At 40.8% G+C, this 12350-nt stretch carries 13 protein-coding genes and 1 pseudogene; 11 read left to right on the plus strand and 3 right to left on the minus strand.

Translation table 11 applies throughout. From position 1 onward, the window contains the following. Window positions 1-52: 52 nt before the first annotated feature. Together FC60_RS07305 and FC60_RS07310 are read right to left on the minus strand one after the other, a co-directional pair. Window positions 53-1012, minus strand: coding sequence for an L-lactate dehydrogenase (locus tag FC60_RS07305; RefSeq protein WP_007122140.1), 960 nt, complete (start codon window positions 1010-1012; stop codon window positions 53-55). 55 nt (window positions 1013-1067) lie between these two features. Continuing rightward, on the minus strand, window positions 1068-1247 hold the full coding sequence (locus FC60_RS07310) for a hypothetical protein (protein WP_040468088.1): 180 nt from the start codon (window positions 1245-1247) through the stop codon (window positions 1068-1070). Window positions 1248-1429: 182 nt separating this feature from the next. Between FC60_RS07310 and FC60_RS07315 the strand changes: the two genes are divergently transcribed. The 6 genes and pseudogenes from FC60_RS07315 (at window position 1430) to dtd (ending at window position 6581) form a co-directional block, all read left to right on the plus strand. Beyond that, window positions 1430-1702, plus strand: a complete 273-nt coding sequence (locus FC60_RS07315) for a hypothetical protein (protein ID WP_176662240.1) — start codon at window positions 1430-1432, stop codon at window positions 1700-1702. Between the two features lie 67 nt (window positions 1703-1769). After that, window positions 1770-2730, plus strand: a pseudogene (prmA, locus tag FC60_RS07320) (50S ribosomal protein L11 methyltransferase). Continuing rightward, a complete protein-coding gene (locus FC60_RS07325; protein WP_056937765.1) occupies window positions 2731-3474 on the plus strand; it encodes a 16S rRNA (uracil(1498)-N(3))-methyltransferase in 744 nt (247 codons plus the stop codon). A gap of 80 nt (window positions 3475-3554) precedes the next feature. After that, window positions 3555-3899, plus strand: coding sequence for a hypothetical protein (locus FC60_RS07330; protein WP_056937766.1), 345 nt, complete (start codon window positions 3555-3557; stop codon window positions 3897-3899). 1 nt (window position 3900) lies between these two features. Continuing rightward, window positions 3901-6135 carry a RelA/SpoT family protein gene (locus FC60_RS07335; protein ID WP_007121667.1) on the plus strand — a complete coding sequence of 745 codons (2235 nt, stop codon included), beginning with the start codon at window positions 3901-3903 and terminating at the stop codon, window positions 6133-6135. 8 nt (window positions 6136-6143) lie between these two features. Continuing rightward, window positions 6144-6581 carry a D-aminoacyl-tRNA deacylase gene (gene dtd, locus FC60_RS07340; protein WP_056937767.1) on the plus strand — a complete coding sequence of 146 codons (438 nt, stop codon included), beginning with the start codon at window positions 6144-6146 and terminating at the stop codon, window positions 6579-6581. 56 nt (window positions 6582-6637) lie between these two features. Here dtd and FC60_RS07345 read toward each other — a convergent pair whose 3' ends face one another. After that, window positions 6638-7522, minus strand: coding sequence for an N-acetylmuramoyl-L-alanine amidase family protein (locus FC60_RS07345; protein ID WP_056937768.1), 885 nt, complete (start codon window positions 7520-7522; stop codon window positions 6638-6640). 330 nt (window positions 7523-7852) lie between these two features. On the opposite strand from FC60_RS07345, the gene aspS reads away from it, so the two are divergent. The 5 genes from aspS to FC60_RS07370 all read left to right on the plus strand — a co-directional run bounded on the left by aspS (window position 7853) and on the right by FC60_RS07370 (window position 12195). Further along, window positions 7853-9634 (plus strand): aspartate--tRNA ligase, encoded by a 1782-nt coding sequence (aspS, locus tag FC60_RS07350; protein ID WP_056937769.1) that lies wholly within the window; start codon window positions 7853-7855, stop codon window positions 9632-9634. Next, window positions 9624-10295: a type 1 glutamine amidotransferase gene (locus tag FC60_RS07355; RefSeq protein ID WP_056937770.1), complete on the plus strand. Its 672-nt coding sequence runs from the start codon at window positions 9624-9626 to the stop codon at window positions 10293-10295. The genes aspS and FC60_RS07355 overlap by 11 nt, the downstream gene beginning before the upstream one ends. A 124-nt stretch (window positions 10296-10419) precedes the next feature. Further along, window positions 10420-10605 carry a 30S ribosomal protein S21 gene (rpsU, locus tag FC60_RS07360; protein WP_040467807.1) on the plus strand — a complete coding sequence of 62 codons (186 nt, stop codon included), beginning with the start codon at window positions 10420-10422 and terminating at the stop codon, window positions 10603-10605. A gap of 56 nt (window positions 10606-10661) precedes the next feature. Then, on the plus strand, window positions 10662-11720 hold the full coding sequence (locus tag FC60_RS07365; RefSeq protein ID WP_056937771.1) for a DNA recombination protein RmuC: 1059 nt from the start codon (window positions 10662-10664) through the stop codon (window positions 11718-11720). Window positions 11721-11751: 31 nt separating this feature from the next. Then, window positions 11752-12195, plus strand: a complete 444-nt coding sequence (locus FC60_RS07370) for a GatB/YqeY domain-containing protein (RefSeq protein ID WP_056937772.1) — start codon at window positions 11752-11754, stop codon at window positions 12193-12195. Window positions 12196-12350 lie beyond the last annotated feature (155 nt).

Here is a 12350-nt window from a genome sequence, read left to right on the forward strand (position 1 = left end):
AGTGTCCAACTTTAAGGGTTCACTTCAATGCTTGGTCTTTAGTTAAAATATGCTAGTTTTCTGCTTCGAGTTGTTTCATCCCATTATCAGTGATTTCTTTAAGAACGGCTGCTGAATGAGCCATCGACTTAGCTTCTTCATCAAATAATGGTAATTCGAAGACTTCACAAATCCCAGTCCGGTTAATAACGGCCGTCGTACCAATGTAAATATCATTCAAGCCATATTCACCGTTCATTGGGGCACTAACGGGAAGGATTTCATCATCATCACGTAAGATGGCCCGCGTGATACGTGCCAAGGAAGTGGCAACCCCATAGTAGGTGGCACCCTTCCGGTTGATGATTTCGTATGCCTTATGACGAACTTCATCTTCAATCTTCTTCAATTGATCCATTGGCACATTGTTAAATTCAGCTAATGAAAGCAATGGCACCCCACCAATGGTAGCGTTATTGAATGAAGCAAATTCAGTATCACCATGTTCACCTAACATGTAAGCAATCACATTGCTTGGGTGAACATCAAAGACTTTTGAAAGAGCAACTTGAAGACGAGCTGAATCAAGTGATGTTCCAGAACCGATTACCCGCTTTTCTGGTAAACCAGAGAACTTTTGGGTAGCGTAAGTTAGAATATCAACTGGGTTTGCTGCCACTAAGAAAATCCCATCAAAACCAGATGCCATAACTTGATCCACAATATCCTTAGTGATTTTAAGGTTACGACTAACCAATTCAAGACGGGATTCACCTGGCTTTTGAGCGGCACCGGCCGTTAAAACGACAATGTCGGCATCCTTACAAGTGTCATAACCAGCAGCGTAAATCTTCTTGTTGTGAGTGTATGCTGTGGCATCCTCAAGGTCAAGTACATCCCCAACTGCTTTTTCGTGAGTGTGGTTAATAATTGCAAATTCTTCCGCGATCCCTTGTTGTACCATAGCGAAAGCGTAAGCCGAACCAACTGCTCCGTCTCCGACTAAGACAACCTTTTGGCGTGAAATTGACATAAGAAATTAATCCTCCAATAAATATGTGATTTGTTGTTCGAATTAATTATACCATTCACGAATGGAAATATGAAAGTGTTAAGAGACCGGCAATTAAAATTAGTCCGGGAATAAGTAAAACTTTCACAAAAGTTGCGATTAAAGCAATGATAATCAATAACCAAAGCAGCCGAAATGAGAATTTTAAGAGTTTCCAGAAAATCCAGAGAACTGCTAAAGCAATTAAAAAGGTCATTCAAATTCCTCCATTTATTTTGGTATAAATATTTTAGCATTTGAGATATGAATTATGGTTTAAGTTATTCTTAAATTCGTTTGGCATAAGCTTTGTCAATTGGTATGAGGTATGCTAAAATGAATAATCATTGAATAAGGCCATAGGAGGTGATTACCGTGTTAAATCGGACCAAGCAATTCATGCGAGACAATGATATTAATTACAAAAAAGAATACATTCGACCAATGATTGGCCCTGAACACGTTTATATTTTCCGTTTTGGAAAGCGTAAGCTAAATAACCGGGTAATCATTCGGTATTCTCATACTTGGACAGGCCGCTTAAAAATCAATGAAATTGACGTGCGTTTACATCGTCAACATCATCCGCGAATTTTTAAGAGCGAAAGTGAGTTGATTGATTATCTTCAACTTCATTTAGATAAGAATCATGAGATAAATGCGGATCTATAAATTAATGGCGCCGATGCGACTTCTCCGGAGGTCGCTTTTTTGCTACTAATATCATCGAGGAAAGAATATGCAATGGACAGCAATTGTTGTAGAAACTACTAGTGAAGTGGTCGAGACCGTTTCATACTTATTAACGGATGCGGGAGCCAAGGGGATTCAAGTCGAAGATGCGGCTGATTATGCTCATTTAAAACCAGGAAAGTATGGTCCATATGGCGAAATTGTTGACCCCGAAAGCTTAAAACACCGCCAAAGTGGAGCCGCCATTACCGGTTACTTCCCACCGAATCAATTTGGACCAGAATTAATTGATGAAATTAAAACACGGGTCGCCAAATTGAATGAATTTGGTCTTAATCCAGGATCATTTAAAGTCACTTTTGCACCAGTTGATGAAACTGACTGGGCGACAGAGTGGCAGAAATATTATCATCCGGTTCGGGTTACTCACGAGTTAACGATTGTTCCACAATGGGAGACTTACCAAGCACATGACAGTGAAAAAATTATCTTTATGGATCCAGGGATGGCCTTTGGGACTGGAACGCATCCGACAACTCAGTTAATGCTCCAAGCCCTGGAAATTTCTTTACGGGGTGGCGAGCGGATGATCGATGTTGGGACGGGATCTGGAATCCTATCAATCGCAGCAAAATTACTCGGGACCGGTGATGTTAGGGCCTATGATATTGATCAAGTCGCCGTGGACTCGGCGCGCCGGAACGTTGAATTAAATCCACAGGCCCAAGGCATCACTTTTGGGGGTAAATAGTTTATTGGATGGTATTCATACTCAAGTAGATCTGATTGTAGCTAATATTCTAGCGGAAATAATTGTCCCCTTGGTTCCACAGGCTTTTGAAAATCTAACGCCAGGTGGAAAATTCCTAACTTCGGGAATCATTAGCGATAAGTTTGAGTTATGCCGGGATACGATGATCAAGCAAGGTTTTAAAATCGATCAGACTTTACGAATGAAAGATTGGTATGGAATTATTGCTCATAAACCGGCTGAGGACGAAGATTAAATGCAACGCTATTTTATTTCAACACCCTCGACTGAAGGCACTATTCAGCTCACTCCTGATACTTGTCATCATTTAATTGATGTGATGCGAGCGCAAGTCGGAACGCAGTTTGAGTTAGTGGTTAATCACCAAAATGTTTATTTGGCGGAGTTAGTTGATGCAAATCGGGGAACAGCTAAATTATTAGAGACGATTCCCAATGAGGTTGAATTGCCCCTGAAGGTTACACTTGCTTGTGGACTTCCCAAGACAAAGGAGAAACCGGAGATGATTGTGCAAAAGGCCACGGAATTAGGAGCTCATCAAATCATCTTTTTTGAAGCTCAGCGGTCGGTGAGCCATTGGACCAACGGTAAAGAAGTTAAAAAACTGGCACGATTACAAAAAATTGCTAATGCGGCGGCGGAACAAGCTCATCGAATTGTTCAGCCAAGGGTCACATATGTAAAAAAATTAGAAGATGTTTTTGGTCAACAGGATTTTGATATCCGATTGGTGGCTTGGGAAGAATCTGCTAAGCAAGGCGAAACAAAGGCCCTAGTGAAGAATTTACAAAAAGCGCAGGCTGGTCAAGAACTATTAGCGATTTTTGGACCAGAAGGTGGGCTAACCCAGCAAGAAATTGATCAATTAGCTACTTATCAGGTGGAACCAGTTGGCTTGGGTCCAAGAATTTTACGAACTGAAACGGCACCTTTATATTTAATGAGTGCAATTTCTTATCAATTAGAACTATTTAAGTAAGCAAAGTGTTATGCTGAGCTTTAATTATGATAAAATTAATCTAATAATCTATATATCTTCAATGCGAGGAAGCGGTCAGAATGAAATTGAAACAACTTACACGAATGATGGATCGATCAACTTGGATAATTGGTGCTGGATTAGGGTTTATAGTAACCTGGCTGGCTTATAGTCTACCTTTTATTAATTCAGTGATCCGGGTTGGTGGAATTTTTATCATTGTTAATATAATCACGTGTATTTGGTTAGGTTTTCATTTAGCTTCGCATGCTCGCGGTTGGCAATTATTAGTTTTTCCTCTTTGCTTTTTAGTGGCAGTCTTGTTCTTTGGAGCAAGATATACTTTGTATTTACCACTTGTTTATTTAGCGATCTCTTATTTGGCATGGTCGATGAAGCGTAGTCAAACTAAAGCAGGTGATTAAGATGTCAAAAATGAAGAATTTAACTCATGAAGATGTCCGGAATATCTGTGCTTCATACATGAACGATGAGCATGTTCAATTAGTAGAAAAAGCTTACCAATTTGCCATGATTTGTCATAATGGACAAAAACGTAAATCGGGTGAGTTATATATTGTTCATCCCATTCAGGTTGCTGGTATTTTAGCCAAGCTCCATATGGATCCAGAAACAGTTTGCGCCGGATATATGCACGACGTAGTTGAAGATACTGGGGCAACACTTGATGATATCGAGGTTTTATTTGGGCGGACGATTGCCCTAATCATCGATGGCGATACCAAAATTAGCAAAATTCATTATAAATCTAATCGCGAACAAATGGCGGAAACCCACCGGAAGCTCTTGCTGGCCATGAGTCAAGATATTCGCGTGATGATTGTTAAGTTAGCTGACCGGTTACATAATATGCGAACTCTAGATTCTCTCCGTGAAGAAAAGCAGAAGCGGATTTCGCGGGAGACTTTAGAAATCTATGCGCCCATTGCGGATCGACTGGGAATTAGTACCATGAAGTGGGAGTTAGAAGACCTCTCCTTACGCTATATTGATCCTGAACAATACTATACGATTGTTCATTTAATGCATTCACGACGGGAACAACGAGTTGACTATATTGATCACGCGATTGAAGTTGTCCAAAAAGCGGTGGATGAGTTAAATTTACAGGGCAATGTTGAAATTTATGGGCGGCCTAAGCATATTTACTCCATTTACCGTAAAATGGTTAACAAGCATAAACAATTTAGCGAAATTTATGATTTGTTAGCCATCCGGGTAGTGGTTGATACGGTCCCGGATTGTTATGCGGTTCTGGGTGCAATCCATACTAATTGGAAACCAATGCCAGGCCGGTTTAAAGATTATATTGCGATGCCAAAGGTTAATGGTTATCAATCTCTGCATACCACTGTTATTGGACCAGGAGGACAACCATTAGAAATTCAAATCCGGACTCATGAAATGCATGAAGTGGCAGAATTTGGGGTGGCAGCTCACTGGGCATATAAAGAAGGTAAAACGGACGGCATAAAGCAAAATCTCGATAGTCAAAAGCTCAATATTGTAAAAGAAATTATTGAGATGCGTAACGAAAGCCAGGATACGGATGACTTTATGTCAGGAGTCCAAAGCGATATTTTTGCTGATAAGGTATACGCTTTTACCCCGAAAGGCGATGTGATTGAAATGCCATATGGGGCAGGGCCACTGGATATGGCTTACCAAATTCATACCGAAGTTGGTAATAAAACTACGGGGGCGAAAGTTAATGGTCGTATCGTTCCCCTTGATTATGAGATCAAAAATGGTGACATTGTTGATATTATTACTTCCAATAGTTCGCATCCTAGTCATGACTGGTTAGACCTAGTTTCTACCCGTCGCGCTAAAAATAAAATTCGCCAATACTTCCGGATGCATGATCGTCAGAAGAATATTGAGGATGGTCGTCATTTAATTGAACAACAAGTCCGGGAAGCTGGCTTTGATCCATCAAAAATCGTAACCGATGAATTAGCTACCCGGGTGGCTGAGCGGATGCACTATAACACGGCGGATGAATTATTTGCCGCCGTAGGTTTCGGTGATATTTCGCCGATGGGAGCACGGAATCGCTTTACTGAAGATATTCGGCGCGAAGAGAAGAAGCGGGCCGCCGAAGCAAAAGCCCAAGCCATTCTGGAGAATAATGAAACTTTAGAACCGGCTGAAGAAGAAAAAAAGAAAAAATTGCCCAAGAGTAGTGGCGATGGCATTATCGTTGAAGGCGTCGACAATCTGTTAACGCGGATTAGCCAATGCTGTAAGCCAGTTCCAGGCGATAAAATTTTGGGTTATATAACGATGGGACGGGGGGTCTCTGTCCACCGGGAGGATTGCCCGAACATTAAACATGCTGAACAAACTGGTCAACGGATCGTGACGGTTTATTGGGAAAACCCAGCAGGGGACCAAACCACCTATGATACTGATATTATGGTGGTTGGTGATAATCAATCTGGGTTGGTTAATGAAGTTCTACGGGCGATTAACAATAATACGCGCTACTTAAATTCGATTAACGGGAAAGTTGATAGTAATAATGTGGCTACGATCAATGCGACCGTTGGGGTGCGATCTACCAAACAACTGGAGATAATAATGAACAGTCTCCGGAATTTAGCGAATGTTTATGAGGTCCGAAGGGTTATTCGATAGGAGAAGGCATGAAAGTAGTTTTACAACGGGTGAAACAAGCCCAAGTTACGGTTGATGAAGAGGTTATCGGCAAAATTGGGACGGGTTTTTTACTCTTAGTTGGCTTTGGACCTGATGACAATGATGAAACTTTAGACTATTTGGTACATAAAATTACCAATCTACGAGTCTTTGAAGATGAAGCCGGCAAACTGAATTTGAGTCTGAAGGATGTTCAGGGTTCGATTCTTTCGGTATCACAATTTACGCTTTATGCTAATACGAAAAAGGGGAACCGTCCAAGTTTTACGGAAGCTGCGCAACCTGAGCAGGCAACCCAACTATATGACGACTTTAACCATCGGTTAGCGGCTACTGGGATTCCGGTAGCGACGGGTAAATTTGGAGCTAATATGCAGGTTTCGTTAATCAACGACGGGCCGGTTACCATTATTTATGAAAAGTAAAGATACGAAAATGAGACTGGTGAAGGGAAAGCTGATTCCCATTACCAGTCTCATCTTTATTTAAAATAATTTTTTAATCCTGAAATTAGATCTGTTACAATTTTTTGCTGATAATTAGCGGATTTAATTTGTTGATAATCTTTGCTTGAGTTAATGTAACCCATTTCAAGTAGCACCGCGGGTTGTTTATTATCCCGGAGGACATAAAAATCACCAAAATCAACACCCCGATTAGTTAAGGGGAGATTGTTGAAAGCCTTATTAATCGCCTTTGCAATTGCTCGGCTATGGTTTTTCCGGTGATAATAATAAGTAGTAAATCCAGAAGCCTCATTTTCACTTGGGGATGAGTCAAAATGGAAAGAAATGAAGAGGTCAGCGTGAACTCGTTCAGCTAGGCGGGTCCGCGCCCCGAGGGACACATATTCATCTTTATTACGAGTTAAATAGACCCGCGCTCCTTGCTTTTGAAGAGCTTGAGCAACTTTTTTGGCTAATTGAAAAGTATAAGTCTTTTCAAAATAAGAGGGATTTTGACTATTGGTCACGTAAGTAGCTCCCGTATCATTACCACCATGACCAGGATCAATCACAATCGTTGCGCCAGTAAGGTTCGTTTTTTGAGGGAGATTTTGCGCCTGTAATAACCATCCAGCAATCCAAACCTGTTTACCGGAGCTTAGTTGAACTTGTTTCCAACCATTAGTAGTTTTAATGACTTGACCACTCGTAGAATGGCTTAAATTGATCGATTGGTAGTTCATACCGGGTCCCTGTCGTACCGTCATAGTCTTGGGGTTGATTTGAACAGTCTGCTGGCCCAATGATGGGTTAGTTAGACTAATTACTATTCCAAGGGCGATCAAAACTGCTATTAATGAGATGATCCATCCTGGAAGGCGACGGTGATATTTTTGGAAAAATGTTAATCGATTCTGCATGGGACCCTCCGCAATCTAATATTTCTATTATATCGATTTTTAATATAGAATGCCTATTAATTTTAGAGATGAATTGACTTTTTTCATCGACTACAGTATTGTAATCGATGAAGTAAATAAATTAGTTGATGATAAAGATTGATGATTATGGACCTGTGAAGCGAATAGCGATTGGTGAAAGGCTATCTGAAAAATAATCAGTGACCCCTTTGGAGACTTGGATTATCCCGTGAGGAACTCGCGTTATTAAGTAGCAACTTTAAAGGTGGTACCGTGCTAAAAGCACCCTTGAACTATTCAAGGGTGCTTTTCTTTATCAAGGAGGAAATTATGCAACGAACAAACTATGCTGGATTAACTAATGAATCCCAACTTGGTCAAAGGGTAGTGTTAAAGGGATGGGTCGCAAAGCGGCGGAATCTTGGTGGATTATTATTTATCGACTTACGTGATCGGGAAGGAATTGTTCAATTAGTTTTTAATGAACAAGAAAATAAAGCGGCATTTGAAACCGCTAGTCATTGTCGAAATGAGGATGTGATTGAAATTGACGGAACGGTTCGTCAACGTTCTGAAATTAATCCTGATCTTGCAACCGGGAAGATTGAAGTGATTGTTGAAACAATTAATGTTTTAGCAAAATCACAAACTCCACCGTTTGAAGTGGTTGATAATGTTGATGCAGCTGAAGATTTGCGGATGCGTTATCGGTATATTGATTTACGGCGTCCCGAGATGATGCGAAACATGAAATTACGGAGTAAGGTAACGGCAGTTGTTCATAATTATTATGATAACCATGATTTTATGGACGTTGAAACACCTGATCTGACTCTTTCGACGCCAGAAGGGGCCCGTGATTATATTGTGCCATCGCGGGTTTATCCAGGCCATTTTTATGCACTTCCCCAATCACCACAATTGTTTAAACAGCTCCTAATGGCGGCCGGGATTGACAAATATTATCAAATTGCTCGTTGTTTTCGTGACGAAGATTTACGAGGCGATCGTCAACCCGAATTTACCCAAATTGATACTGAAATGAGTTTTGCAACTCCCGAAGAAATCCAAACAGTAGCCGAAGGATTGATCAAACGGGTAATGAAAGAAGTCTTAGATGTCGAAGTCCAGACGCCTTTCCCGCGGATGGAATGGCAAGAGGCAATGGATCGATATGGTTCTGACAAACCCGATACTCGTTTTGGGATGGAAATTCATGATTTGTCCGATCTGGTAGCTGATAGTGACTTTAAAGTTTTCGCGTCCACCGTCTCGGCTGGTAATTATGTCCGGGCTATTTGTGTCCCTGGTGGGGCCGACGCTTACTCACGTAAGGATATTACAAAAAAAGAAGAGTTTATCAAGCGTTATCATGCCAAAGGGCTCGCTTGGGTGAAGGTGACGGATGATGGTTACAATGGACCGATTGCTAAATTTATTAATGATTTAGCAGCGCCGATTAATCAACGATTGGGAGCAAAAACCGGCGATTTAATTTTATTTGTGGCGGATAGTTTTAATGTCGTCTGTGACGCCTTAGGATATTTGCGGGAAGCCATTGCTCAAGAATTAGACTTGATTGCCCCTGATCAATGGAATTACCTGTGGGTGGTTAACTGGCCAATGTTTGAATACGACGAAGGCTTTGATCGCTGGATTGCTGCTCATCATCCCTTCACGATGCTAAATGAAGAAGACTTACATTATTTAGAGCCAGGAGAAGATCCACATAAGGCTCATGCCCAAAGCTATGATATTGTCTTAAATGGAAATGAAATTGGGGGTGGATCAATGCGGATTCACAACCCTGAAGTGCAAGAAAAGGTTTTAAAGGCGCTCGGCTATTCTAAAGAAGATGCCCAAGCCCGCTTTGGTTTTCTATTAAACGCCCTGGAAAACGGGATGCCGCCAGAAGGAGGAATGGCTTTCGGTTTAGACCGGTGGGTCATGCTCTTAGCTCAAGCAGAAAGCATTCGGGATGTAATTCCATTCCCGAAGAACTCGAAAGCAGTTGAACCATTGACTGGTGCGCCAGGTCAAGTAGAATTAAATCAATTAGAAGATCTTCACTTGAAGGTTGACCTCGAAGGGAGTAATCAAGATGAGAGTTAATGTCTTACAACATGTTAGTGATGAAGGACCAGGCTCAGTGATGAATTGGGCCCATGATCATGGGGCAATCGTTACGGTTTATCATCCCAATGATTTTCAAAAATTACCGACGGTGGACGAGACGGATTTGTTAGTTGTGCTGGGTTGTCCAGCCAGTCCTAATGATTCCGATCAATGGATTAAAGATGAACGAAAATTGATTAAAGAGCTTATGGATGCCCACAAACCAATGTTAGGGATGTGTTTTGGAGCTCAGCAAATGGCTAAGATTTTGGGGGCTGAGGTTAAAGACGCGCCTGCCAAAGAAGTAGGGTGGTTAGAAGTTACGAAGCAAAGCGATGTCATTCCTGATTTGCCAGCGACAGTTACCCCCTTACATTGGCATCAACAACAATTTACGATTCCTGAGGGTGGGCAACTACTTTATTCGTCAAAATACTTACGGGAACAAGCCTTTATCTATCAGGATTATGTCATTGGGTTACAGTTCCATTTGGAACCATTAATTGATAACGTCCGGGAAATGGTGGCTAATGATGGTGACTATGCCGATGGATCCGTTCTAAACCAAAGTGGTCAGGAGATTATTGACCATGGAGTCCCAGCGGAGAACCAATTAGTTATGAATCAGTTGTTAGACTATCTGGTAAAACAAGCCTAATAAAATCTCAATAAATCTTAATTTTTGATTGACGTTCTAGGTGGAATTATCTATAATAAAAAAGTATTTGAAGGAATTTGTAATTCCGCGTACTAATCTAAAACCGGAGGGAGGGAAATCAATTATGTCAAAAACTATTGTTCGTAAGAATGAATCTTTAGATGATGCTCTTCGCCGGTTTAAGCGTACTGTTTCACGGAACGGGACTCTTCAAGAATACCGGAAGCGTGAATACTACGAAAAGCCTAGTGTTAAGCGTAAGTTAAAGTCTGAAGCGGCACGGAAGCGTAAGAACAAGCGTCGTCGTTAAGATGAAAACTCCTGTCTACTTAGACGGGAGTTTTTTTATGTGAAAGGAAGGTAAGGATGGAATTTTTAATTTTAATTCTCACTATAGTGATCCTGGCCGGAATTTGGTATATCTTGCAACAACTTAAGCAAGGTCCCCAAGGAAATTTAGATGTTTCGAATCAGTTATATCAAAATCGGCAAGAGAACGAACAGTTGAGACAAACCATTGATCAAAAATTAACGCAAATCCAACAAAATAACGATCAACAATTGGAACGCATGCGGCAAACGGTGGAAGAAAAATTAGAATCCACTATTCAAAGCCGTCTAAAACAAAGCATGGCCAACGTTAATCAACAATTGGAGAGTGTGAATAAAAGTCTTGGTGAGATGCAAAGCCTTTCTCAAGATGTGGCCTCCTTAAACAAAACCCTTTCCGGGACCAAAACACGGGGGATAATGGGGGAAGTTCAACTGGGAAATGTCATTGAAGATATTTTAACTAGTGCGCAATATGAACGAGAAATTCCGACAATTGCGGGTTCATCAAATCGGGTAGAATTTGCGATTAAGCTGCCTGGAGAGCATCAACAAACGGTCTGGTTGCCAATTGATTCCAAATTTCCTTTAGACAGCTATGAACGAATTCAAACAGCTTTAGACAATTCGGATCGCGAGCAAGTTGATAAGGAACGCAAGGCATTGGCGCAGCAGATTCGAAAGTTTGCTCAAGATATTAATTCCAAGTATATTCAACCTCCCCAAACGACTGATTTTGGGATTATGTTCTTACCAACAGAAAACTTATATTCGGAAGTGGTCCGGAACGCTCAGCTAGTGGAAGAGCTACGTAAGCAAGAAAATGTGATTGTAACGGGACCATCGACAATTGCGGCCATTTTAAATGCCTTATCGGTGGGCTTTAAAACACTAACAATTGAGCAAAATGCACAAAAAATTAGTCAAACTCTAGGGAAGTTTAAAGCGGAATTTGATTCTTATACTAAAACTCTTACCATAGCGCAAAAACACCTCAATGATGCTAGTAAGAAACTTGATCAGCTTAGTTCAACTCGCACCAATGCGATGGATCGGATCTTAAGAGATGTTGAAGCTTTAGATGATGAAAGTTAAAATATGACTATTAACAATTTGGAGGTCCAAAATGAGTTTATTAGAACAATTAACCCAAGATATGGTAACGGCCATGAAGGCTAAAGATAAAGAAACCTTAAGTGTAGTGCGGATGCTGAAAGCGGCCGTAACTAACGAACAAATTAGTTTAGGGCATGATTTAACTTCCGATGATGAAAATGCGGTCTTATCACGGGAATATAAACAACGTAAAGAATCATTAGCCGAGTTTGAAAGTGCTGGCAGAACTGATCTTGTGGAAAAGACACAGCATGAATTAGCAGTGGTGGAAAAATATTTACCAGAACAGTTAACGGCGGAAGAAATTACCCAGATTGTTCAAGCTGCAATCGAACAAAGTGGGGCGGAAAGTATGCGTGACATGGGAAAAGTCATGGGAATTGTGATGCCACAAGTGAAAGGTAAAGCGGATGGCAAGTTAGTTAACGAGACGGTAAAAGCGGCTTTGAGTTAATTTAACTATCCCAATTAGTCAAATATATTTCCAAATAATGATTAGAGGCTGGAGAATGATCCAGCTTTTTTGTATGTTTGGATGGAAGGCTTTCGCATATCTTGAAATCCCATCATGATTCATCGTAAAATAATGAAGTTAACTAAAGTAAAGGA

The sequence above is a fragment of the Limosilactobacillus gastricus DSM 16045 genome (assembly GCF_001434365.1).
In the GTDB taxonomy this organism is placed as follows: Bacteria; Bacillota; Bacilli; order Lactobacillales; family Lactobacillaceae; genus Limosilactobacillus; species Limosilactobacillus gastricus.